We start from the raw sequence: 22,904 nt of genomic DNA, 5'->3' as shown, positions 1-22,904 counted from the left end.
AGGAGATGTCAAAATGTCAAATGATGTATCGAGAGATTTTTTAAAGAATCCAGGTGGCTTTTCTGGAAATAAAAAAAGTAAATATAAAAATGGCACATATACAGCATTTGCAAATGGTATTGGAGGAAGAGTAAAAGTAATTTTAACCGTGGATTCTAACAATATCACAAATATAATTATTGAAACACCAAATGAAACACCTGAATTAGGACAAAAAGCAGCGCCAAAATTAAAAGAAGAAATTTTAAAAAAGCAATCTACTGAGGTTGATGTGATTAGTGGAGCTTCCGTTACATCAAAAGCAGTTATTCAAGCAGTAAATAAGTGTTTGGCTCAAGCAAAGGGAGAAAAAGTTGAAGCAACTGAAAAGAAAGTTGATAAACCAGGATGGTTAGATGAAGAACCAGTGATTGATGATTCAAACATAACAAAAACAATAATAGCGGATATTATTATTATGGGGGGAGGAGATTCAGGTGCAATGTGCGCATTTGCTGCTGCAGAAGAAGGAGCAAGTGTTGCAGTTATCGAGGAACAAGCTAAAGATTCTATATTTTATTATGGGTTGCATGATATAGCTTCTATTAATTCAAATTTTGCAATTAAAAGAGGTGCCCCTGAAATAAGAAAAAGCGAATTTATTGCAGAGTATCAACGTAGATCACATAATAGAACGAATCCTAGATTGATAAAAAAATTTGTTGATAATAGTGGTGAAATGATAGATTGGCTAGTTGCACATTCGCCTAAAGAAGTAGTTGATAAGGCTGTAATTCATAACGTGGACTTCCTAAAAAATTATGATTATTTACCTCGTGGAAAAGAAGTTAATAAGTTCACTTCGTGGTGTGGAACGGTACAATTTGACTTTAATGCTGCCGCAACAACACTTGTTGAACAGGCAGAGAATAGAAAAGCAGAATGGTATTGGGAAACAAGAGGTGTAAAACTACTTGTTACTGAAAAAATTGTTCAGGAAAAAGCAGAAAAAACTGATAGTACAGGGAAAGTAAGTTTTTATGATAAAGATGTCACTAAAAAAGTAGCAACAGGGTTAATAGCTAAAGATAAGGCAGGAAATTATATTAAATTTGTTGCTAATAAAGCCGTAGTTTTAGCTGGTGGTGATTATGGTGGTAACCCTGAAATGTATGCGGCATTACAAGATGAAAAACGTGAACTTTATAAAAGTCATGATCTTGATACCAGTGAATTAAAATGTGCTGGTTTTGGTCGTGATGGCAGTGGTATAAAAATGGCTATGTGGGCAGGAGCAACAATGGATCCAGGCCCTAGGACATTGGTAGATCCACAAGTTGTTTTAGGTTCTGAAACATATGCAAGTAATGTTCTGCGTTGGGGTGCTAGTTTTCATGGTGCTGAAAACCCATGGGGATCTCCTTTTGTATGGTTGGATAGTAGTGGCAAACGATTCTCTGATGAAACGTTTTTAGGAGTTTTTGGGATGCGTCAGAGAGTGGAAAGAATGAAACCTGGAAGATATTATGCTATATTTGATAGTCATTGGTCAGAATTAATGTCTAAAATGACACCGGAACATTTTTCTTTACCTGTTGGCAAAGAAGATGATGCTGATTTGCATGAAATTTTTAATTCATGGGTGGAACGTGGAGCATTGGGTGCTAAAGAAAATGAAGGAGATTCCGTTTGTGCTTGGGGTGCAGATACTTTGAGTGATTTATTAGATTACATGGGATTTGATCAGAAACATAAAAAAACAATACAGAAAGAAATAGTTAAATACAATCAGTATTGTGCTAGGGGAGAAGACGAAGACTTTGGTCGTGATCCTAAGTTGTTGTTGCCGGTAGATAAAGGACCTTTTTATGGTATGTATTGTGTTGAAGAAAAACCAATGACAGGTACAGTAACTTTAAATGGAGTGAATATTGATTCCAATCAAAAAGTATTAGATGGAAACTATAATCCAATAGAAAAATTATATGCCACAGGAAACAATAGTGGTGGCCGATTTGCAATAGAATATTGTACTCCAATGCAAGGTTTAACATTAGGTCTTGCCATGACTCTGGGAAGAGTTTTGGGTATTGAATTAGCCAATATGTAGAAGGAGTGAAGTATATTATGAAAGAAGCAAAAATTAATACTGATAATTGGTCATTCAAATTAGGGATTTTATCGGTATCGTTGTTAGCACAAACAGCTCCTTTACTTTCAGTAGCGACTCCACAACTTGAGAAAGCTTTTCCTAATATGAGTCAAGAAGCGATAGAGGAGTTATCTTCATTACCTAATTTAAGTGTTGTCTTTTTGATTCTATTTTCAACAGCTATTGCAAAAAAAATAGGTATCAAGAAAACTGTAATGACAGGACTCTTCCTATTTTTAATTGGAGGTGTTCTACCTGCGTTTCTAAATAATTATTGGGCTATTGCAGCATGTCGTTTATTAATGGGGCTTGGATTTGGACTATTCAATCCATTTTCAGTTTCAATGTTATATATCTTTTATAAAGATGAAGATTTGAGTAATATGCTTGGATATCAAAATTGTTTTCAAAATTTAGGTAATGCTGCTTTTGGTGTATTAATGGGCGTTTTAGTATTAGGTGGATGGAGAGTTGCATTTATGGGATTTGCAATTGCTATTATTCCATTATTGTTATTTGGATACAAGGTACGTATTCCAGCGGATAAAGATGAAACAGCAGCTGATTCAAGTTCAAAAAAAGAGAAGCAAGCAACGAATGCACACGTATTTGCAATTGCAACATTGATGTTAATAGGCATAGCATTGTTTATGGTAATGACGATAAAATTACCATCATTTGTTGTTACTGCTAAAATTACCTCTACATCAGTTGCTTCTTCTGTATTGGGAGGAATGGCATTAGTGTCGATGGTTTCAAGCTCAATTTTTGGTAAAGTGCAACATATATTGAAAAATTATATAATGGGAATTGCATTGTTAGGTATATTTATTTCCTTCATAATAGTTGCAAATTCACATACCTTAATTATTATGATTTTAGGTGTTGCAGTTGGTGGATGGTTCTTTGGTTGGGTATTTCCACAAGGATTCTTTAGGCTAGGTGAAGTTGCGCCAAAAAATTCGGGAAATTTAGCAACTTCGATAGTTTTGATGTTTGTTTCTTTTGGGGCTTTCTTATCACCAATAGCTACAAACGGAATAGCGCAATTATTTGGTATGGGTAGTCCAGCTGGCGTTTTTACAGTCAGTGGTTATATTTTTGCAATTGTAGGAATCGCACATCTTGTTTATACGGCTATTGAATATAAAAGAGCGTAGTTGATATAAGCGGACAAAAGTAAAAAATATAGTAAAGGGGCATCTGAAGTTAGTTAGACTAATTTCAGATGCTTTTTTAGTGATTAATTTAAAAATGTATTTTGAATAAAATTGCATTTTATATTAATATAAAATAATTGTATAGCGTTGTATAAGACTTACTATAAAATAAAGTCTATAAGGAGAATATACCATAGTGACGTTGCTTTTATATATAAATGATTAGCAAATACATTTGACATATTCAAGATAATTCTTGACACTAATTGTTTTTTAAACTAGAGTATTCGTAAATAAACATAATTATGCAATAAGCGGTTATGTGGAATATAGTAAGATAACTATTCTGTTTACGGCAGAGTCAATAAACTAATTAAGGTGATTGCTATGTATAACATTATTGTAATATCGGAAAACCGTGGATTGTTAAAGCGTATATGGGAATTTCTAAGAAATCAAAAACAGTTTGTTAGTCACCTAGTACCTTTTAGTACAGATGCAGTTGATTTTTTTTACACCAATCATGCAGATTTAGTTATATTAGATACATCTGTTTTGCTACCATATCAAGAAATTATAACTTCTTTCAAGACAGCTCCGTGGGAGTTTGGAATTATTCTTTTAAATGAATCAGATAAAACTACTGAATTACAACAAGTTGTTCAGCTGCCAATTGCTAATTTGAATATGAGAAACTTGCTTGAACTTATAGATAAATTAATTATCTATCATACACCGCGGAAAAGTAAAGTTTTTACAATTGATTTAGAATGGCTAAATATTAAAAAAGTTACATTGTTACATGACACGTATCATATGCTGTGGATAAAAAGCTATCTTACAAAAATAGAAGACAACTCATTGCGAAAACTAAAAAAGCAATTAGTCGAATATTGTCAGCTTCAAATTATAGAATATACGACTTCAGAGGCTTTAATCTTAATCAAACGCTCTGAAATAAAACAACGAATTAATTTTAATCAAGTTCGACAAATGATAACAACCTTATGGGGAGTAACGAGCTTATTTGTTTATGAAAAAAATATTGCCTGGCAAAATTTACAATCGGAAATATACTATTTGAAAAAGGTCCAACAACGTAGCTTTTTTTTGAGTGGCCAAACAATGCAAATGCCAATAACTGAGAAAAAATATTCTACTAATGTGTCAAAAGCGGTTGCTGAGCAGTGCCTAGCATTGATTAAAGCATTATTTGGTGGCGATTTGGATATTGCACGACAACTATTGCAAGATATATATTTACATTTGGTTAAACAAAGTTGTGATTTTGTGGTTCTAGAACATGTTAGATTAAGTTTGCGTTTGTATTTGCAATTAAGTCATCGAATCGAACGAGTATTGCTTACCTTTCAAAATTTCTCTTCTATCGAAGAAGAGTTAACTTGGATACTAACTAATGTGACACAGATGAAACCTATAGTGTATCGTTCCCCTTTGATCAAAGAAACACTATGTAGTTGTATTGATGTGATATGGTTACATTTTCAAGAAAGTTGGTCACTTGAAAATGTTGCAAATAAAATGGCGATTAATAAGATATATTTAAATAGAATATTTAAAGAGCAGTTTAAGTACACTATTTTAGAGGTGATTAATTGGTTACGATTAGAAATGGCGAAATCGCAATTATGTTACAGTTCAGATGCAATTGCTATAGTAGCGGCGCGAGTGGGTTTTCAAGATGTAAGTTATTTTGGTCGTTTTTTTAAAAGAGCGTGTCAATTAAGTCCGAGTGTTTATCGAAAAAAGATGCAACAACAGTTAGAGGTGAAAAAGTATGAGAGCGATTTGGCATCAAAGTAGTGGAGCGATAGAATTTAAAGAAGTTGTAGAGCCTCAAATTGTTAGTGTTGAAGATGTAAAGGTTAAGGTTGCTTACTGTACAATTGGTATCCAAGACTTGAGAATGCAACGTGCATGGGATTTTTATGGCAAGGCAGGAATTGCGGGTTATGAGATGGCTGGAACAATTGTTGCTATAGGCAATAAGGCGAAAACAGCTGGTTTTGAAATTGGGCAAGCAGTTTCAGGAACAGTGGTGCATTTTTGTGGAAAATGCTTATATTGCAAGCAACATCAAGAACATAATTGTTTAAACCTACAGATTAATGGAGGTACATTGTGTGATTATCTTGTTTGGAAAGCAGATCAACTAATCAAATTGCCAGATAGCCTATCTTTTCGGATAGGTTGTCTGTTAGAACCTGTTGCTGTAGTAAATATGGCGTTTGAAAAATTAGCGATAACTGCAAATGACAACGTTTGTATTTTTGGTGGAGACTTTAATGGTTTAGTTTTATTACAATTAATCAAGTTATTTACGACAGCTAAAGTAACGATAGTTGAAAATAAAAAGAATAATCAAGAGCTAGCTAGAAAATTTGGAGCAGATTATATTGTTGATTTTTACAGTGATAATTTTGAAACTGAATTATTGCAAATATCAGATTTTACAGGATTTACCAAAACAGTATTAACGGTTTCTGCATATCCAGATTTACTTAATGTTGCTATCAATGCAACAGCGCGAGGTGGCACGTGCTTGACGACAGTATATTTTGATCCACAACAAGAAATTACAGTTAACTCAATTAAATTTTTTGCGATGAATCTTACTTTAACAAGTTCTTTTTTGTATACAAAAACACTGCTGCAACAGACAGCAGTGTTATTACAAAAAATGAAATTAGATGATTTAATTAGTCAAGAATATTCTTTAACTGATTTTCTTGATGCATACTCAATTGAACAACAACAGATGTTTCCAAGGATTGGAATTAAAGTTGATTGTTGAGATCAGGAGTATTTTCAACCGAGATATTTCTAGAATCAATGGATCTGCCAAATACAACTAAGCGTTGGTAAAGATATTCAGTAATCCCATTTAGCAGTAGGTTCATAATAGTAACAAGATACTGATTCCATTGGAGTGTGGTTACTAAATAATTACCTAGCAAAGTGGATGTAGGAGTGAAAACTAGATAGTATACAAATACCTTTGTCATAGCAACTAAAATATTGTTATTTGATTTAAAAGTAAAGCGACGATTTAAAGTGAAATTCCAAATGACTGATAAAATTAGCGCAATTAAGTAGCGTTCCCAATAATGCAAACCGGTAAGTTGTGTCAAGATAGTAAAAGTTCCTATTTCTACGATTCCGGCTGAGGTTGCAAAAGTAAAATACTTTAAAGTACGTATAAATTCTGTTTTTCCGCGTTCTTCCATATGCTATCCTCCATCTTGATTGACTGTGTTAGTTAGCAGGGACTTGCAACATCTCTGCTGCTTGCGTTAATGAAATATCTAATATAGCAAGTACTTTTTCTGCAGTGTTCTTTTCCATTAACAATCCCGGTTTAAATTGTAAGACTGATTTATCGAAATTAGCCATTACAGCCCAAACGCCATTTTTAATTAAAGCTGCCATTAAAGCTTGACCGCCATACGGATGAGCGGTTTTTAATCCCATAATAACGCCACATTGACGTACTTCAACTAGAAAATCTTGATGCTTTGCTTGAATTTGTTTTAGGCCTTTTTCAAATAAATCAGTTAGCATAGCAACGTTACTTATTGTTTCCGGTCTTGTTAGTATATCCATAACTTTAGATGATACGATACAACCAAGTTCAGTTCCGTTAAAAGAAGAGGTGTGGGCAAAGCCGTCTTCTTTCATCCAACCAGCGGCTTGCTCATTCATAATGATTGCGGACATAGGATAGTAGCCACCAGATAATCCTTTGCCAGTGACAATCATATCTGGGGTTGCACCATATTTACAGCAGCACCACATCTCGCCACTACGTAATAAACCAGTTTGAACTTCATCAGCAATGTATAAAGCGCCGTATTGATGTGCCAGTTTTTGAACATTTATGTGATAATTTTCGATGGGTAATGGAAAGCCAGCTGTAGCAGGAATTGTTTCAATTAAAACGGCAGCAGTGTCATTTTTTTTGAGAATTTCTTCTAACTGTTCTAAATTGTTATATTCAATATGGGTATAAAATTTAGGATCAGGAGTCATGTTAAAATAGGTGGCTAGGTCAGGATTCCCAGCTTGCATAGATATTCCTGAACCACCGTGAAAAGAACAAGATAGACTGATTAAACGTTGCCTACCAGTAGCCTTTCGAGCAAATTTAACAGCAGCATCAATTGCTTCACCACCTCCATTTAGTGTGAAAACATAGCGCATATTACTTGGAGAAACGGCTAGTAATTTTTCGTTTAATTCATTTTTGAATTCAGAAGGAAAATAGTGATTGCCTGCATCAACTAATTCAGCGCCCGCAATTAGCGCATCTTTTATTTCAGAATTTCGATGTCCTAAGTTAAAAACGCCACCGTTTGAGTGCATATTGATATATTCGTGGCCGTCTAAATCTTTAAAATAACTTCCTTGACGTTCGCCCATAGCTATTTCAAAGCCAAAGGATCTAAACATCTCTACTCTACCAGGGTTCCAAATTTTTTGTGCTTCGTCATAAATTTCATGTGCTGTTTTCTTCATAGTATAAATCCTCCGTGTAGGTTGATATTTATTGGTAAACATTTGAGTGAGTTTCTGTCACTGTTGAATCTGATAATGAATAATTTTTCAAATATCGTTTTGCTAAGCCGATAGTTCCCTTGGCGAAAAAGGCTAAAACATCGTCAGTTAATTGGACGGTTTCGCCACTTCCTTCAAAAACCATCCCTAAACGATAAAAGAAACCTTGCAATAAACCAATTCGTCTCATCATGATGAAAGTCCAGAGTTCTTGAATGTCTTCTGGGGTTAAGGGACGCACCTGGGTATAACCTGTAATTAGTTCTGATAGTACTTGCTCAATATCGGGTCTATGTTCTGTAAAAGCTACTACACTGGCTAAATCATACATAAACCACCCCATGCCACAGTCATCAAAGTCTAAGACTGTAATTTGATGATTTTTTTGTAATAAATTAGCGGCTCTCAAATCACTATGAATCATGCCGTAGCGATCTTTTGATTTGCCATATTGTTCTAGACGTTTTTTGATTAACGTTACGCAATCATCTAAAATATTTATTTCAGATATTTTTAGCCAATCTGTGTTGTGATAGTCAAAATTGTAAAAGTTATTTTTCTTGCCAAAAGTGCCAGCAAAATCCCACTCAATACGATTGTAAAAACTAGGATAGGTCCATTTTTGTGCAGCTGTATGCAAAGTGGCTGCAATTTTTCCAATTTGTTGATATAGGCTCCTATCTTCGCTAGTTAAAGTTGTTTTTTGAGGATTGCCTAATAATATTTGTAAATTAGCAGCTAAACGAAATATTGGATTGGTAAGAAAATTTGGTAAAGAATTGCAATATGAAATGATAGCTCCTAGTTTTTCGTTATCATCGCTTGAATCAATTGGGGCATGACCAGAAGAATAATTAAAACAGACTACATAACGTTTTTCGCTTAGAGTTGGAGTGGTAATTGCTTCAATGTAATTATTATTAATTGATTTTCGTGGACACGTTACGGATAATTTAGTTGTTTTTTGAAGGTTTAGAATCCAAGTTAGTTCTGTATGAATATTGTCGTAACTTGCATATTCTAAACGATGGACACGTAGAATGACTTTGTCCATACCAGGGTATTCTAAACTAAAAGTAGCATTTTCTGTAAAATTAAGTAGTGTTAAAGTCGCATTAGATGGGTAGCCCCATAACAATTTGGCTTTTTCCCCGACATCTTTTAGATGTTGTATTTTTTCAGGAAAAGTTAATTGGTTAAAAAGGTAGTTATTGTTTTCTCTATTCTCCATAGATGATCTCCTCCATGATTCAGTTGTAACTTTTTAAAAGTAAGGCTTAGGAAAATAATAAGGATAATTAGGCGAAAAAAATAGCGTAAATTAGCAACTTTTTAGTTTTTGAATCGGACAATGTAAACTTTTATAACATATTACGGCCTATTTAGAATGAGGTAGCCCTTTTTTATTATAAAATGTAAAAAAAATAAGCGATACATGTAATTATTTATAACATTGATTTTTTGAAAGATAAATACATGACAAATATCATGATCGATTGATTATAATAGCTACTAGGAGATTTTAGGCGAAAAGTCGTATTGTTTAGATGGAGGTGAAATGATGAATAAAATTGTAACAACGAGACAATTAAAATTTAGCTATGGGAAAAAAGAAGTTTTGAAGAATGTTAATTTAACTATTAATAGTGGTGAGATTATTGGTTTGACTGGAGAAAATGGTGCGGGAAAAACAACGCTTTTGAATGCCTTGTTAGGTTTGCTGCCATCAAATGGACAAGTAGAAATCTTAGGCGGTAAACCCGGTGGAAAAAAAGCACGTCAGAAAATAGGTTCAATGCTGCAAGGAGATATGGTTCTTGATAACGTAACTGTAATTGAAATGTTAAATGAAGCAGCCAGTCAATATGATGAACCGCTAGATGTAGAAGAATTACTACAAAAGGTAGACTTGAAAAAACATGAAAACAAATTATTAAAAAATCTTTCTGGTGGTTTAATGAGAAGAGTGACATTTGCAGTTGCATTAGTGGGAAATCCAGATTTATTATTTTTAGATGAACCTACTGTGGGGATGGACGCACAAGCACGAAAAGTGTTTTGGCAGCGAATTGAAGATTTGCGAGATGCTGGAAAAACAGTTATGATTACAAGTCATTATTTGGAAGAAATTCAACAGACGGCGGATAGACTATTAATTTTGCAAAATGGAGTACTTACTTTCCAGGGAACTTTACAAGAACTGCAAAATAAGTATAAAAAAACTGTTATTCGTTTTAAAACTAAATTAGCATTAAAAAAATTTCAAAAAATGGCAGCAGTTATTTCAAGCGCTCAAACAGATGCAGAGTGGATTTGTTTGAATAGTGAAGATGGAGATGAAACACTAAAAGCTTTAGTGCCCTTTTTAGGAGAAATAAGTAATATTTCAGTGCAAAGAGAATCACTGGAAAACATTTTTTTGAAGATGACAAATGAAGAGGAGTTAGCATAATGAAGATATTTTTAGGACAATTAAAATTTGATATTAACCGTATTTTTATCAGAAACTTTTCTTTTTTGTTTTTTTCTTTATTGATGCCAGCTGGATTTTATTTGCTCTTTACTAAAGTTATGATTACTGGGACTGGAACTGAAGTTCAAAAGTTCCAATTGACATATATGGGGAGTATGATTATATACAGTGGGATAATATCCGCAATATTTGGAATTGCTTCACTTTTGAAAACAGATCGGGATAAAGGCTTTCTGTGTTTTTTGCAGTTAACGCCGCATAAAACGAAATATTATTATTTTTCTATCTATATGTTGATTATCTTGCTCAATTTAGTAGCAAGTATTGTTTTGCAAATGATAGCGGTTGTGTTTAATGGAGTTAAAATTAATTTTACTCAAGTGCTGCAATGTATGCTAATTGTAGTAATTGGTCAGTTGCCAATGGTGCTATTAGGTACTTGTCTTTCTTACTTGAAGAAACAGGAAACTCTTAATGTAGTAAGTAATGTTATCGTTTTTCCGTTAGCTATCGTTAGTGGGCTTTGGTGGCCATTGAGTGTTATGCCGACTTGGTTACAAAAGATTGGACAAGTCATGCCTACTTTTTTTGCTAATGATTTGCTGAGTGAGGTATTATTAGGTGAGAAACTCAAATTGACAAATTTTATTGGAATGATTATTTGGATTGTATTGGGGCTTATAGGAGTAGCAGTAGTTCTAAGATTTTATAGAAAACAGGAGTTATCGAGTTAATGCTTGGAAAAATAAAGAGTATGGATTGGTTCTCATATATCTGGTTCATATACTTACCGTATTCTGCAATAGAATATTTGCCAATAAAGAATATTAAAGATGGATTTTGGCTGTTAATGATAGTTTTTTTTATAATAATATATATATTAGTTAATGAAGTGACAAAGTATCGAATAGTTACAATCCCGCTTGAATTATTGATAACAGGAGCTTTTGCATTTTTCTCTTTTAATTTCTATTTGATAATTTTTCCAGCTTGGCAAGTTTCATTTATTTTAGCGCGTTACCCTCGAAAGTACTATCAATTTTTTGCGATAAGCTATTATCTAATTCTTGTGATTAGTTTTTTACGTTTACAGTCTGTGTATCCCAATGTGTGGAGACAAGAGGCTATGATGGGGATGATATTTCCTGTAGTATCACCAATAATTGCTTATGCTTTTGCTTTCTCGATTTATAAGCAACGTCAATTAAATCAAACGAACCGCAGGCTGGAGGCTATTATTCGTCGGGGTGAACGTGAACGGATTGCAAGAGACTTACATGATACTTTAGGACAGAGTTTTTCAATGATTACAATAAAAACCGAGTTGGCAAAGAAATTATTACTTAAAAATCCAGCGAAGGTTGTTGGTGAGTTAGAGGACATTGAAAAGACAAGTCGCCAAAATCTAAAATTAGTTCGAAATATTGTCAATGATTTACATAAGCAGTCTTTAAGTGAAGTTTTGTTAAATCAGGCTAAAAATTTATCTGAAGCTAATATCTTGTTTTTTTCAAAGGGAGAAGAACAGGCAGGGGAATGGCCAACAACTATTCAAGATAGATTTGGAGCAGCGATAGTTGAAGCGGTTAGCAATATTTTACGGCATGCTAAAGCTCACGAGGTTCAGCTCATTTTTAGTTATGAAGGCGATTTTTATCAAGTAGAAATTATTGATGATGGCAATGGTGGAAACTTTGATGAAAACAGTTCTAATGGTATTAAGGGAATGAGAGCACGGATGCTTGAAGGAAAGGGAAATCTGCAAATATATCATAATAAAAGAGGTACGCATGTTTTAATGACACAGTTAAGGGTGAATAGCTATGATTAAACTATATTTAGCAGAAGATCAGAGTATGTTAAATTCGGCATTGACGCAATTATTGGAATTAGAAGATGATTTTCATGTTGTAGGCAGTGCAACAAACGGAGATTCTGCTTGGAATGACATTCAAAAGCTTGGCGTGGATGTTGCAATTCTAGACATCGAAATGCCTAAAATGACAGGTTTAGAATTGGCAAGTAAAATAAATGCAGCAAATTTAGCGATAAAAGTGGTAATTTTAACAACGTTTGCTCAAAAAGTCTATTTTGAACAAGCTGTAAAAGCACGAGTTGCTGGATATTTACTTAAAGACAGTCCTAGTGATGAATTAATTGAAATAATTCGGGAAGTAAATCAGGGTCAAACAGTTTATGACCCTGATTTGGTAGTTAATATGCTATCAGCTGATAATAATCCATTGACTACACGTGAGATGGAAGTTTTGCAAGAAGTTGGGCGAGGATTAACGACAAAAGAGATTGCAAATGAAATGTTTTTGACAGAAGGAACGATTCGTAATTATTTATCTGCAATTTTTAGTAAATTAGGTGCAAAAAGCAGAATTGAAGCAGTTCAGATTGCTAAGAGAAATGGCTGGAGTTAATTTTTGTATAAAGTTACATTTTGTAAGCTTAATTTATTGGCAGATATTATTATAGAAGTTATAATGGTAAAAAATGAGATAGAGGCGATAAAATGACAACAATATATGATTTTGATGTAACTCTTGAAAGTGGTGAAAAACATTCATTGGCAGATTATAAGGGTAAAGTTATGTTGATTGTTAATACAGCAACTAAATGCGGTTTAGCTCCTCAGTTTTCAGAACTAGAAGAAATTTATCAAAACTATCATGAAAAAGGGTTAGTTATTTTAGGCTTTCCATCTAATCAGTTCAAACAAGAACTTGCAAATGGCCAAAAAGCAGCCGAAGCTTGTCGGACAACTTATGGTGTAACTTTTCCGATGCATGAATTAACTGTTGTAAATGGTGATGAGACTGCACCGTTATTTAAATATTTGAAACAAGAAGCACCTGGTCAATTAGGTGAAGCAATAAAGTGGAATTTTACTAAGTTTTTAGTAGATCCAACAGGTAAAGCACTAAAGCGATTTGCCCCAACTACCAAGCCTAAAGCCTTTGTTAGTGAAATTGAAGCATTATTACCAAAAATATAATTACTAGATATTTAGCTCTTAACTAAAAGACGGAAGCCTTTAGTTGAGGGCTTTTTTGATGTTTTAAAAAATTTGATAAAAAAATATTATAAAAAAGGCTTGCTAAAATTTCAATCTTGTTATATGGTTAGTTACGCAAGTAATTAACTAATTAACAAGGAGAACAATAATGAATAATGTTTCGGTAATTCAAGCGCAAAATTTAAAGAAGGTTTATGGGCATAAGCAAGAAAAGAAATATATGGCATTGCAAGATGTTTCTTTAGAGGTAGCAGCTGGAGATTTCGTTGGTGTTATGGGGGCATCAGGTTCGGGGAAAACCACATTGTTAAATATGCTGGCAACTTTTGATCGCCCTACATCAGGGACGGTTAGAATCGCAGGTAAAGACGTTACGGCATTAAAGGGGAATGCTTTAGCTGATTTTAGGGCTCAGCAAATGGGATTTATTTTTCAAGATTTTAATTTGTTAGATAACTTGACAATCGCACAGAATATTTCTTTACCTTTATCTTTACAGGGGAAAACTTCTAAAATTAAAAGATCTGTTCGCGAAATTGCAGAGTCATTGGGAATAAAAGATTTATTAGACAAATATCCTGCACAACTATCAGGGGGCCAAAAGCAACGTGTGGCTTGTGCGCGAGCTTTGATTAATAAACCGCAAATTTTATTTGGAGATGAACCATCAGGTGCTTTAGATTCCAAAGCAGCACGTAGTTTGCTGGAATTATTGCAAAAGATTAATAGTGAACAAAAAACTGCAATTTTATTAGTAACACACGATGCTTTTTCAGCAAGTTTTTGCCGTCGAATTATTTTTATCAAAGATGGGCAAATTGGCCATGAATTAGTTCGTCAACCAGGACAAAGCAGAGTGGAGTTTTATCAATTGATTCTTGAGCAATTAGGGACTTTTGAACAGTAATCGGAATTTAAGGAGGAAGAAATAATGCTGTTTAAATTAGCATTTAGTAGTATTCGGCACCGTTGGAAAGATTATTTGTTACTGTTTTCGGGATTAGCTATTTCTAGTGCAATCTTTTATTTATTTGAAACAATAGCATCTAATTCAAGCTTTTTACAACTTAATGGTCAAACTGTTTCACATATGATTGGATATGTTTTCTCGTTTGGATCAGTTCTATTATGTTTATTAACTTTAATTTATTTGAATTATGCTAATTCATTTTTATTAAGTATGCGTCAGCGTGATTATGGTTTGTTTATCATGTTAGGGACACGAAAAAAACGAATTGGACGTTTGATATGGTTAGAAACCATGCTTTTAGGGGCAGCTGCAACTATTTTAGGGGTAATTATAGGGGTAGCTTTAAGTATGGGATTAAGTAATCTAGTAACTAACTTTTTAGGGGCAGCAGCTAGACACTATCAACCATGGTGGTTACCAGCATTTGGCTGGACACTTGTAGTTTATTTAGGCTTGTTTTTCTTGGCCGCGAGTTGGAATACAGTGATGATGACGAAAAAACCAGTTTTGCAGCTTTTAAAAGCAGAACGTCAGAGTGATTTTCGTGTTAGCAAACCAATTGTATTAATGGCACAATTAATAATTGGTTTGATTTTATTAGTGATAGGTTACTATGTGATGATGCATCCACTTGTATACAAACAATATACAATTTTGATTGCGTTAGTAACATTGTCTGGGGGGACATTTTTACTATTTAAAGCAGTTATTGTTAGTTTATTACAATGGCTCATCAAGTTGCCTGTAGCGAAAAAAGGATTAAATGGTTTTACATTAGCACAGTTACGGTTTAGAGTGGCAGACTATACTAAGGTTTTAACTGGGATTACAATGATGTTTGCAATGGCTTTAGGTGCGATTACTGTCGGGAGTAATTTGCATAAAACAATTGAAAACAATGCGCGGGTTGCAGGGGCATACGACTTGCGAATAGTTGATCCAAGTACAAAACAGCTTAGTTTAATTAAACAGTTGTCGCTTCAAGAAAAAAGAGAGTATACTTTTAGTAAACAGGGGGATAATTTAATTTTTTCAACACAACAATTTGCAAATCAACAACTAGAGACTGTTCAAAGGGGTGAAACAGTTTCTGATTATACAATGAAGAAGATTGCAAATAGTGATACGTCGTTGTTAACACTTGCGTTGACAAACTATTTAGGGGAAGCTGGATCAACAAATAATAAAATTGTTATTCAAGCAAATAGTACAAAGACTGGTAGCCAACATAAGGTACTTTTTATAAGAACAAATGGACTAGCAGCCAATGCTAAAGTATTGAAAAAGATAGCTAATATAGAAAAAAATAAGTATTCAAATACAACTAATCTATGGTTAGGAGCTTGGACTAGTTACGAACAAATAAGTATACTTTATTCAGGTCTAGAATTTATGGCAATGCTATTAGGAATTTCATTCTTAGCGATGTTAGCTAGTTGTTTAATGTTTAAAATTTTATCAGGAAGTTTTGCAGATATACCACGTTACCAGTTGTTACGTAAACTAGGTACGCGTGAAGGTAAGTTACGTTCTGCTGTGAGACGTGAAATTTCAGTATTGTTTATCTTACCAGCTATTCTAGGTGTTGTGCATGTTTTATTTGGATTAAAATTATTCAGTACAATAATTGCGAATCCATATCAACAATTATGGATACCATTTGGAATTTTTGGGTTAATATATTTTGCTTACTACTGTTTCTTGAGTGTGATATATCAACGAATTGTTTTGAAAAAAGAAGTTGACAAGTGATGACAAAACTCGCTATGCTTAATGTTGCTATTGATAATTATGAGGTGAGCAGAATGCAGTTCAATTTTAATAGTTCCGAACCGCTCTATATGCAAGTAGCTGATCAAATTAGAGAAGCAATTTTTACGCGAATTTATGTAGCGGGAGATCAGATTCCATCAACAACGGAAATTTCACGGAATTATCATATTAATCCGGCAACTGTTCTAAAAGGAATGAATATGCTAGTAAGTCAAAACCTGATAGAAAAAAAACGAGGAATAGGGATGTTTGTTGTTTATGATGCTTATCAAAAGATTGTAGATCAACGACGTAATGAATTTTATCAACAACGAGTTATAGAGTTGGTAAAAGAAGCGAGACGTTTAAATATATCAGAAGATGAGCTAGTAAAACTCATAGAACGGGGGTTTGGACAATGAAAGGAATACAAATCCAGGGAGTAGAAAAAAGTTTTAGCAAGAGAAAAATATTGCAAGAGCTTGATTTTACATTTGAAGCACACAAAATTTATGGGTTGCTAGGGCGTAATGGTGCTGGAAAAAGTACATTATTAAACATTATTACAGATAGAATTTTTGCAACTTCAGGACAGGTAATAGTTGATGGTGAGGTAGCTAAAAATAATGATGCTGCTTTGAGCAAGATTTATTTGTCTAGTGAAATGAACGCTTATCCAGCAAGTATTCGTTTAGAAAAAATATTCAAAATGACAGAATTGTTTTACGGAGATTTTGATTATACTTTGGCGAATAATCTGGCTAAACAATTTGATTTAGACTTACAACAGAAGTTTGGCAAGTTATCCACAGGTTATCGAAATATTTTTAAATTCATTGTCGCCTTAGGTGTGCCGGCAGAATATATCTTCTTAGATGAACCCACATTAGGCTTAGATGCAAATCATCGTGATTTGTTATATCAAAGCTTATCAACTAGCTACATTGAGCGTCCACGAACATTTGTAATCGCAACGCATTTAATTGGTGAAGTTGCTAGTTTGTTGGAACGAGTAGTGGTGATTGATCAAGGGCAGGTCATTATTAACGGTGATCTAGAAGATGTATTGGAACAGTCGTACTTAATTAGTGGTCCAGAAAAGGAAGTTTCTGAATATACAAAAAATTTGAATGTTATTGGCAAAGAACGGTTAGGTAAAATAAGTAGTTACTATGTTTACGGCAAGTTGGATGATGAGTGCTTTTTGCCAGATGTGGTAACGATTGAACATCTTGATTTACAACAACTATTTATTCATTTAACTAATCCAAGAAAGGAGCAATAGCCATGTCTGAGCGTAAAAACTGTGTTACAAATTATTTATTACAAAATATATTGCGCCAATTAGGCTATGTTTTTTTATGGGTAGTAGTAGGGATAATTTTAGTGCCTATTATTGTGATGCTTCTTTCTGGACATGCTAGTCAAATTAACGTAGTTTCGACACTGAAAAATTTTGAACTAGGAGTAACGTTAGTGGTGATTTTAGCAGCTATTGGAATGCGTAACTATGATGATTTTCGCTTGTTAATTCAAAATGGTATTTCACGGAAAACTTATTGGGGTGCAAAGACGATAGCGCTATTTAGCGCAACCATTTTGGCGCAACTGCTAGGATATTTTTATAATTTCTTTAGTAGTAGTGTTTTTCATGGAGAAAGTTGGCAAGAGTCATCGGTATACATTAATTTATACGGTAATTTCTTTTCATCAAATATCCTGAATAAATTGTTTGCGATTGTCTTTTCGGTGATGATGTCATGTTTTATCGTTTTTGCTGCTAATTTAATAGGAAATTTTTTCAGCCTGTTTACGCGCAAACAGAAATATTTGATGTTAATAGCAGTAATTACTTTGTTGGTAGTTACGTTTATGCTCTTTATTAGTTGGGCAGATCAAAATGTAAAACAGGCGGGGGCACTTTTTAGTCTTTTAATAGGTTATGAAAAAAATAGGGATCACAGTGGAGCAAATAACCCATTGGTACCATTTCTTAATTTAGCAATTGGAAATGTTCTTTTCCTTCTTGGAAATTGGTGGATTACTATGCATCTGCAAGTACGAGATGAATAGAAGTAATTAAAATATAAAAAATCGGATTAGATTGAAGTTCAGTCTAATCCGATTTTTTACATTTTAAACTAATTAACGAAGTTATCAATTTTTTCATAGTGGTGTTCAAAAAAATTAACGACATTTTCGCAAGATATTCTCTCTAATTCGTAAAGAGATGTTTGTGAATAAAAAGCAGCGTGGGGGCTTAAAAGGACATTAGTTCTATTTAAAAGTGGATTATTATCCAATGTAGGATGTTCACTTCTCAAAACGTCCAGAGCAGCTCCGCTAATTTTAGCAGTATCAAGTGCATCTATAAGTGCACTTTCGACGACGGATTCACCTCGAGCGACATTAATGAAATAAGGTTTTTTTTCGGACATTTCATTAAAAGCGGCCGCATCGAAGAAATCACGAGTGGAGTCATCAAGCCGCATGTGATTAGAGATAAAGTCTGCTTGCTGATAAAGTTCAGTTGTATTAACAAGTTTAATCTGCATTTTTTCGGCAATTTCAGACGGGAGATAAGGATCATAAGCGATGACAGACATACCTAATGCTTGGGCGCGTGTAGCAACTTTTTGGCCAATTCTACCAAGACCTAAAATGCCAAGACATTGTCTATTTAGACGAACTGGCGGTGTGAAGATAGCATTGTCCCATATTTGTTGATTGTCTATAGCGTGAGTATAGCCTTTTAGACGTTTAGAAAGAGCAAAAATCAAAGCTATTGTGAACTCTGCAACATCGTCACTGCAATAATCAGAAACTGTACAAACCTTAACGTTATGATGAGTTGCGGCGACTAAGTCAACGTTGTTATAACCCGTTGCATCAATAGAGATTAATTTCAAATTAGGTGCGTATTTGAGTAAGGTTTCATCAATTTTAATAAAAGCAGTAATAAGGGCATCTGCATCTGAGAGTTCAGCTAAGAACTTTTCTTTGTCTGTATCATCATAGACACAAAAAACAACTTCCCAATCGGGATGTCTATTTTTTAATACCGAAACTTCATGTTTTCTTCCAGCTAGTAAACCAGTCGGATAATCTGCTAAGACGACTTTCATAAATATTTATTCCTTTCTATACATAACCTTATGTTAAGTCAAGTAACACATAAATGGTGTTGATGTTAACTACAGCTAATTCAAAATATGCATTTTTGAACTGCTTAATATAAATATTTTTGTGAATTATTAATAAATATTCAATATTTATATAATTTTTAGTGAATAATGTTCGTTTAAATAAGAAAATATATTTAATTATGAATAATTCATTCGTATTATACACTAATGAATTATTAAAATAAAGATGTAATGTTTATTGACATCAAAATAAAATTGAAGTAAACTAAATAAGAAATAAATGGCTATTAAGTGATAAAAGAAGGTTTTTAAATGAGAAATAAATTTGATAATTCAAATAAAGTAACGTTGGTTGAAAAAATAACAAGAGAATTGGTTGCTGTTAAAAGTATTAATGGGACTAATGGAGAAATTCAGGTAGTAAAAAAAGTAGAGGAAATATTACGTGATTTTCCAGTATTTAAAAAGCACCCAGAGTGGGTTTGGACGCAAAAACTACCTAATGATCCTTTAGGACGTCAAAATGTCTTTGCTTTTTTACCAAAATCTCAAACAAATAAAACCGTTATTTATCATTCTCATCTAGACACTGTTGGTGTTAAGGATTTTGGAGCATTGGAACCTCATGCACTAAATTCTGAAAAATTGACTGAGTATTTTAAAAACTATACAGAAGATGCAGATGTAAAAAAAGATGCAGAATCAGGTGATTGGTTATTTGGTCGCGGAGCATTAGATATGAAGAGTGGAGATGCTGTTAATCTGAGTAATTTATATTATTTTAGTCAACATCCAGAAGAACAAACGGGAAATTTGGTATTTATGGGTAACTGTGTTGAAGAAAATGACCATAGTGGTGTTATAGCAGCATTATCTGAATTGCAAAGATTGAAAGATGAAAATTACTTAGATTACCAAGTAGCGATAAATACTGATTTTATAAGTCCTAAATTTTCTGGAGATAAACAAAAATATATTTATTATGGCGCAGCTGGAAAAGTTCTAACTTGTTTTTATATTAAAGGGATAGAAACTCATGTTGGAAATACGTATGCTGGACTTGATTCTACTTTAATTGCTAGTCATATTAATGTTTTGCTTAATAATAATCCTGATTTTATTGAAAAAATTGCTGGTGAGGAAATTTTACCTTCATCATGTTTGATGTTACGAGATCAAAAAGATTTCTATAATGTCCAAACAGCTAAAAAAACATATATGTATTTTAATACTTTTACCTATGCCAGACCTGTAGCCGATATTTTATTTCAAATAAAAAATGCAGTAAAACAAGAATGTGACATATTAAATACACAAGCGAAAAGACGCTATGCTAATTTCTTGGAGCAGTTACATTTTCCAGAGCATAAAGAAGAGCAAAAACTTAAAGTTTTTACTTTTGCTGAATATATTGAGTATTTAAAAACAAAGGGATTAGATACTAGAACCTTAATGCAAGATTTTTATAAGGAACATCAAAATCTGGATAAAAGAGAAGCTGGTTTTGAGCTGATAGATTGGCTTGATACACAAGTAAATGATGGGATAGCTAAGGTGATTTTGTTTGTTGCACCACCTTTTTGCCCACACAATAGTGTTGAAAAAACATCACATGTCTATACGAAGCTGCAAGCAGTTTTAGATAGTGCTAAAAATGATGAAAGATTTGTTATGAAACAATTTTTCCCGTATTTATCTGATAGTAGTTATTTGAAAGTTGATGAAAGTGAAAAGGAATTAGAGCTTATGCAAGCGAATTTTCCTTTAGCGAATGAACTATATCCATTACCTTACGATAAAATGCGAGAGTTGAATATACCAGCTGTAGATATAGGGGTTTATGGAAAAGGCGCTCATACTTGGAAGGAGCGAGTTTATAAACCTTATTCATATGAGGTATTGCCACCAATTATTAGAGAATACACCAAGAAAATGTGGAAAGAGGAGTAAAAATATGTTTGTCAAAGATGGAACTTCAAAATTAACAAAAGTTTTAACTTGTCCACCTACTTTTTTAAAGAGAGCAGCACCAATAAATGAGATTTCTAAATTGCATCCAGAACCATTGCAACAAGAAATATTGTTAGCTGAATATCAACAATTACTAGATGCATATGCAAAAGCCGGAGTGACAGTCGAAAAATTGACACCTACAGTGGATATGTCTAATGCTGTTTTTGCTAGAGATTTTGGTGGATGTGTTAAGGAAGGTTATATCTTAGGCAACTTTAAAAAAGAGATTCGCTTTAAAGAAAGACAAGCTTATGAAAATAAGATGCAAGAGCTAGGAGTACCTAAACTTGCTGAAGTAACAACAGGGTATTTTGAAGGTGGAGATTTTGCTTTTTTAAGAGAAAACGTTGTTGCAGTAGGCATTTTAGATCGCACAGATCAACAGGGATTTGAAACAATAAAAAAAGCACTTGAGCCATTAGGTTACCAAGTGTATTCAGTTGTTGCAGATGCGCGTTATCTTCATTTAGACATGTGCTTTAATCTGGTAGATGAGCATTTAGCAGTTGCATATAAGGAGGGGTTGCCAGCCGAATTTTTGGAGTTGTTGAAAAAACTAGATATAGAAATAATTCCTGTTGAAGAAGAGGCTATTTTTAAACATGGATGTAATTTGGAAAGCATAGGTGAGCATAAAGTAATATCTCTGCAACAAAATAAAGCTGTAAATGATGCTTTACGCTTGCGAGGAATGGATGTTATTGAGTTGGATATATCAGAAACGTTAAAAGCCGGTGGGGGACCACATTGCATGACATTTCCATTGCAACGTGGCTAACTTGAATTGGAGGAAAATCTTATGAAAAAAAGTATGTTCAAAAAAGTTATTGGAATTATAGGGATCACGATGGTAGCAGGGCTTGTTTTGGCGGGATGTAGTAGTAAGAGCTCAGATAAGAGTGTTACAAAGATTCAAAATAAAAAAACTTTAGTTGTTGGAACATCAGCAGATTATGCACCATTTGAATTTCCAATAGTAAAAAATGGTAGTAAGCAAATTGTAGGATACGATATGATGCTTGCTAAGAAAATTGCAGATAATTTAGGGGTCAAGTTAAAAATAGTTAATACAGAATTTCCTTCTTTGATTTCAGAGTTAAAAAACAACAAAGTTGATCTTGTTATGGCGGGAATGGTTTCAACTGCACAACGTAAAAAAGTGGTGGCATTCTCAAAGAGCTACTATACTGTCTACAATGTTATGTTAGTACAAAAAGATAAAGCAAATGACTTTAATACCATTTCAAGTTTGGCTAATAAATCAATTGGAGCACAACAAACAACTACTCAAGAATCGATTGGCAAGAGTCAATTGCCAAAGAGTAATTTAGTGACAGAAGCATCATTGACAAGTTTAACAACTGAACTTGCAAATGGCAAACTGTCAGGTGTTATTGTTGAAAAAGCGATTGCTGATAACTATGTTAAGACATATCCTGATAAATATGCAATTGCTAAAGTTAAACTAACAACACCAAAGGATGCTCGTCAAATCAATGTTGCTGTACGTAAGAGTGATAAAGCGTTGAAAAACAGAGTTAACAAAGTTATTACTAAGTTAAAGAAGAGTGGGCAATTAGATAAGATGTTTAAGAAGGCTGAAGATTTACAAGCCAAATATAAATAGAAAAAATTAGATGAAGAGTAAGAAGAGGCTAT

21 protein-coding genes are annotated in these 22,904 nt (G+C 33.5%); 17 read left to right on the top strand and 4 right to left on the bottom strand.

Translation table 11 applies throughout. The features are described 5' to 3' along the window. The first annotated feature begins 13 nt into the window (after positions 1 to 13). From LB941_RS04425 to LB941_RS04410, 4 genes are all read left to right on the top strand, one after another. Positions 14 to 2,089 carry an FAD-binding protein gene (locus tag LB941_RS04425; protein WP_253359813.1) on the top strand — a complete coding sequence of 692 codons (2,076 nt, stop codon included), beginning with the start codon at positions 14 to 16 and terminating at the stop codon, positions 2,087 to 2,089. Positions 2,090 to 2,106: 17 nt separating this feature from the next. Then, positions 2,107 to 3,291, top strand: coding sequence for an MFS transporter (locus tag LB941_RS04420; RefSeq protein WP_253359812.1), 1,185 nt, complete (start codon positions 2,107 to 2,109; stop codon positions 3,289 to 3,291). 387 nt (positions 3,292 to 3,678) lie between these two features. Beyond that, on the top strand, positions 3,679 to 5,115 hold the full coding sequence (locus tag LB941_RS04415; RefSeq protein ID WP_253359811.1) for a helix-turn-helix transcriptional regulator: 1,437 nt from the start codon (positions 3,679 to 3,681) through the stop codon (positions 5,113 to 5,115). Further along, positions 5,090 to 6,106, top strand: coding sequence for a zinc-dependent alcohol dehydrogenase (locus LB941_RS04410; RefSeq protein ID WP_253359810.1), 1,017 nt, complete (start codon positions 5,090 to 5,092; stop codon positions 6,104 to 6,106). Before LB941_RS04415 ends, LB941_RS04410 begins: the two co-directional genes overlap by 26 nt. Here the strand turns inward: LB941_RS04410 and LB941_RS04405 are convergent. The 3 genes from LB941_RS04405 to LB941_RS04395 are packed head-to-tail and all read right to left on the bottom strand — an operon-like array spanning position 6,090 to position 9,097. Further along, positions 6,090 to 6,539 (bottom strand): GtrA family protein, encoded by a 450-nt coding sequence (locus LB941_RS04405; RefSeq protein ID WP_253359809.1) that lies wholly within the window; start codon positions 6,537 to 6,539, stop codon positions 6,090 to 6,092. The two genes, LB941_RS04410 and LB941_RS04405, sit on opposite strands and share 17 nt — an antisense overlap. Before the next feature lie 28 nt (positions 6,540 to 6,567). Then, on the bottom strand, positions 6,568 to 7,827 hold the full coding sequence (locus LB941_RS04400; RefSeq protein WP_253359808.1) for a class-III pyridoxal-phosphate-dependent aminotransferase: 1,260 nt from the start codon (positions 7,825 to 7,827) through the stop codon (positions 6,568 to 6,570). Between the two features lie 28 nt (positions 7,828 to 7,855). After that, positions 7,856 to 9,097: a phosphotransferase enzyme family protein gene (locus tag LB941_RS04395; RefSeq protein WP_253359806.1), complete on the bottom strand. Its 1,242-nt coding sequence runs from the start codon at positions 9,095 to 9,097 to the stop codon at positions 7,856 to 7,858. Positions 9,098 to 9,427: 330 nt separating this feature from the next. Here LB941_RS04395 and LB941_RS04390 point away from each other — a divergent pair, with 330 nt between their 5' ends. The 10 genes from LB941_RS04390 (at position 9,428) to LB941_RS04345 (ending at position 18,159) form a co-directional block, all read left to right on the top strand. Continuing rightward, a complete protein-coding gene (locus tag LB941_RS04390) occupies positions 9,428 to 10,318 on the top strand; it encodes an ABC transporter ATP-binding protein (RefSeq protein WP_253359892.1) in 891 nt (296 codons plus the stop codon). After that, positions 10,318 to 11,073 (top strand): ABC transporter permease, encoded by a 756-nt coding sequence (locus LB941_RS04385; protein WP_253359804.1) that lies wholly within the window; start codon positions 10,318 to 10,320, stop codon positions 11,071 to 11,073. Before LB941_RS04390 ends, LB941_RS04385 begins: the two co-directional genes overlap by 1 nt. Beyond that, a complete protein-coding gene (locus tag LB941_RS04380) occupies positions 11,073 to 12,170 on the top strand; it encodes a sensor histidine kinase (RefSeq protein WP_253359803.1) in 1,098 nt (365 codons plus the stop codon). Before LB941_RS04385 ends, LB941_RS04380 begins: the two co-directional genes overlap by 1 nt. Then, positions 12,163 to 12,768: a response regulator transcription factor gene (locus LB941_RS04375; protein ID WP_253359802.1), complete on the top strand. Its 606-nt coding sequence runs from the start codon at positions 12,163 to 12,165 to the stop codon at positions 12,766 to 12,768. The genes LB941_RS04380 and LB941_RS04375 overlap by 8 nt, the downstream gene beginning before the upstream one ends. A gap of 92 nt (positions 12,769 to 12,860) precedes the next feature. Then, positions 12,861 to 13,343, top strand: coding sequence for a glutathione peroxidase (locus LB941_RS04370; RefSeq protein WP_253359801.1), 483 nt, complete (start codon positions 12,861 to 12,863; stop codon positions 13,341 to 13,343). A 169-nt stretch (positions 13,344 to 13,512) separates the two neighbouring features. Then, complete coding sequence (locus LB941_RS04365; protein WP_253359800.1) at positions 13,513 to 14,271, top strand: ABC transporter ATP-binding protein; 759 nt, start codon at positions 13,513 to 13,515, stop codon at positions 14,269 to 14,271. A gap of 24 nt (positions 14,272 to 14,295) precedes the next feature. Continuing rightward, positions 14,296 to 16,086: an FtsX-like permease family protein gene (locus LB941_RS04360; protein ID WP_253359799.1), complete on the top strand. Its 1,791-nt coding sequence runs from the start codon at positions 14,296 to 14,298 to the stop codon at positions 16,084 to 16,086. Positions 16,087 to 16,139: 53 nt separating this feature from the next. Further along, entirely contained in the window at positions 16,140 to 16,508 is a 369-nt protein-coding gene (locus tag LB941_RS04355) for a GntR family transcriptional regulator (protein ID WP_253359890.1), read from the top strand. Continuing rightward, positions 16,505 to 17,371: an ATP-binding cassette domain-containing protein gene (locus LB941_RS04350; protein ID WP_253359797.1), complete on the top strand. Its 867-nt coding sequence runs from the start codon at positions 16,505 to 16,507 to the stop codon at positions 17,369 to 17,371. Before LB941_RS04355 ends, LB941_RS04350 begins: the two co-directional genes overlap by 4 nt. A 2-nt stretch (positions 17,372 to 17,373) precedes the next feature. After that, complete coding sequence (locus LB941_RS04345) at positions 17,374 to 18,159, top strand: hypothetical protein (protein ID WP_253359794.1); 786 nt, start codon at positions 17,374 to 17,376, stop codon at positions 18,157 to 18,159. A gap of 68 nt (positions 18,160 to 18,227) precedes the next feature. Here LB941_RS04345 and LB941_RS04340 read toward each other — a convergent pair whose 3' ends face one another. After that, positions 18,228 to 19,211 (bottom strand): C-terminal binding protein, encoded by a 984-nt coding sequence (locus LB941_RS04340; protein WP_253359792.1) that lies wholly within the window; start codon positions 19,209 to 19,211, stop codon positions 18,228 to 18,230. A 333-nt stretch (positions 19,212 to 19,544) separates the two neighbouring features. Here LB941_RS04340 and LB941_RS04335 point away from each other — a divergent pair, with 333 nt between their 5' ends. From LB941_RS04335 to LB941_RS04325, 3 genes are read left to right on the top strand one after another with little or no spacing between them, the layout of a single operon-like run. Next, on the top strand, positions 19,545 to 21,182 hold the full coding sequence (locus LB941_RS04335) for a M28 family peptidase (protein WP_253359790.1): 1,638 nt from the start codon (positions 19,545 to 19,547) through the stop codon (positions 21,180 to 21,182). A 4-nt stretch (positions 21,183 to 21,186) separates the two neighbouring features. Further along, positions 21,187 to 22,023: a dimethylarginine dimethylaminohydrolase family protein gene (locus tag LB941_RS04330; RefSeq protein WP_253359788.1), complete on the top strand. Its 837-nt coding sequence runs from the start codon at positions 21,187 to 21,189 to the stop codon at positions 22,021 to 22,023. Positions 22,024 to 22,044: 21 nt separating this feature from the next. Continuing rightward, positions 22,045 to 22,872, top strand: coding sequence for a transporter substrate-binding domain-containing protein (locus LB941_RS04325; RefSeq protein WP_253359786.1), 828 nt, complete (start codon positions 22,045 to 22,047; stop codon positions 22,870 to 22,872). Positions 22,873 to 22,904 lie beyond the last annotated feature (32 nt).

The organism is Ligilactobacillus ubinensis (assembly GCF_024160875.1).
Taxonomy (GTDB): Bacteria; Bacillota; Bacilli; order Lactobacillales; family Lactobacillaceae; genus Ligilactobacillus; species Ligilactobacillus ubinensis.
This window is presented reverse-complemented; position numbering and strand designations above follow the sequence as displayed.

Excerpts from the sequence above, each read along its gene's own strand:
- LB941_RS04410 (WP_253359810.1), top strand. The coding sequence starts at position 5,090 with ATGAGAGCGATTTGGCATCAAAGTAGTGGAGCGATAGAATTTAAAGAA.
- LB941_RS04405 (WP_253359809.1), bottom strand. The coding sequence starts at position 6,539 with ATGGAAGAACGCGGAAAAACAGAATTTATACGTACTTTAAAGTATTTT.
- LB941_RS04325 (WP_253359786.1), top strand. The coding sequence starts at position 22,045 with ATGAAAAAAAGTATGTTCAAAAAAGTTATTGGAATTATAGGGATCACG.
- LB941_RS04380 (WP_253359803.1), top strand. The coding sequence starts at position 11,073 with ATGCTTGGAAAAATAAAGAGTATGGATTGGTTCTCATATATCTGGTTC.
- LB941_RS04365 (WP_253359800.1), top strand. The coding sequence starts at position 13,513 with ATGAATAATGTTTCGGTAATTCAAGCGCAAAATTTAAAGAAGGTTTAT.
- LB941_RS04350 (WP_253359797.1), top strand. The coding sequence starts at position 16,505 with ATGAAAGGAATACAAATCCAGGGAGTAGAAAAAAGTTTTAGCAAGAGA.
- LB941_RS04420 (WP_253359812.1), top strand. The coding sequence starts at position 2,107 with ATGAAAGAAGCAAAAATTAATACTGATAATTGGTCATTCAAATTAGGG.
- LB941_RS04425 (WP_253359813.1), top strand. The coding sequence starts at position 14 with ATGTCAAATGATGTATCGAGAGATTTTTTAAAGAATCCAGGTGGCTTT.
- LB941_RS04345 (WP_253359794.1), top strand. The coding sequence starts at position 17,374 with ATGTCTGAGCGTAAAAACTGTGTTACAAATTATTTATTACAAAATATA.
- LB941_RS04395 (WP_253359806.1), bottom strand. The coding sequence starts at position 9,097 with ATGGAGAATAGAGAAAACAATAACTACCTTTTTAACCAATTAACTTTT.
- LB941_RS04390 (WP_253359892.1), top strand. The coding sequence starts at position 9,428 with ATGAATAAAATTGTAACAACGAGACAATTAAAATTTAGCTATGGGAAA.
- LB941_RS04330 (WP_253359788.1), top strand. The coding sequence starts at position 21,187 with ATGTTTGTCAAAGATGGAACTTCAAAATTAACAAAAGTTTTAACTTGT.
- LB941_RS04360 (WP_253359799.1), top strand. The coding sequence starts at position 14,296 with ATGCTGTTTAAATTAGCATTTAGTAGTATTCGGCACCGTTGGAAAGAT.
- LB941_RS04385 (WP_253359804.1), top strand. The coding sequence starts at position 10,318 with ATGAAGATATTTTTAGGACAATTAAAATTTGATATTAACCGTATTTTT.
- LB941_RS04400 (WP_253359808.1), bottom strand. The coding sequence starts at position 7,827 with ATGAAGAAAACAGCACATGAAATTTATGACGAAGCACAAAAAATTTGG.
- LB941_RS04335 (WP_253359790.1), top strand. The coding sequence starts at position 19,545 with ATGAGAAATAAATTTGATAATTCAAATAAAGTAACGTTGGTTGAAAAA.
- LB941_RS04355 (WP_253359890.1), top strand. The coding sequence starts at position 16,140 with ATGCAGTTCAATTTTAATAGTTCCGAACCGCTCTATATGCAAGTAGCT.
- LB941_RS04340 (WP_253359792.1), bottom strand. The coding sequence starts at position 19,211 with ATGAAAGTCGTCTTAGCAGATTATCCGACTGGTTTACTAGCTGGAAGA.
- LB941_RS04375 (WP_253359802.1), top strand. The coding sequence starts at position 12,163 with ATGATTAAACTATATTTAGCAGAAGATCAGAGTATGTTAAATTCGGCA.
- LB941_RS04415 (WP_253359811.1), top strand. The coding sequence starts at position 3,679 with ATGTATAACATTATTGTAATATCGGAAAACCGTGGATTGTTAAAGCGT.
- LB941_RS04370 (WP_253359801.1), top strand. The coding sequence starts at position 12,861 with ATGACAACAATATATGATTTTGATGTAACTCTTGAAAGTGGTGAAAAA.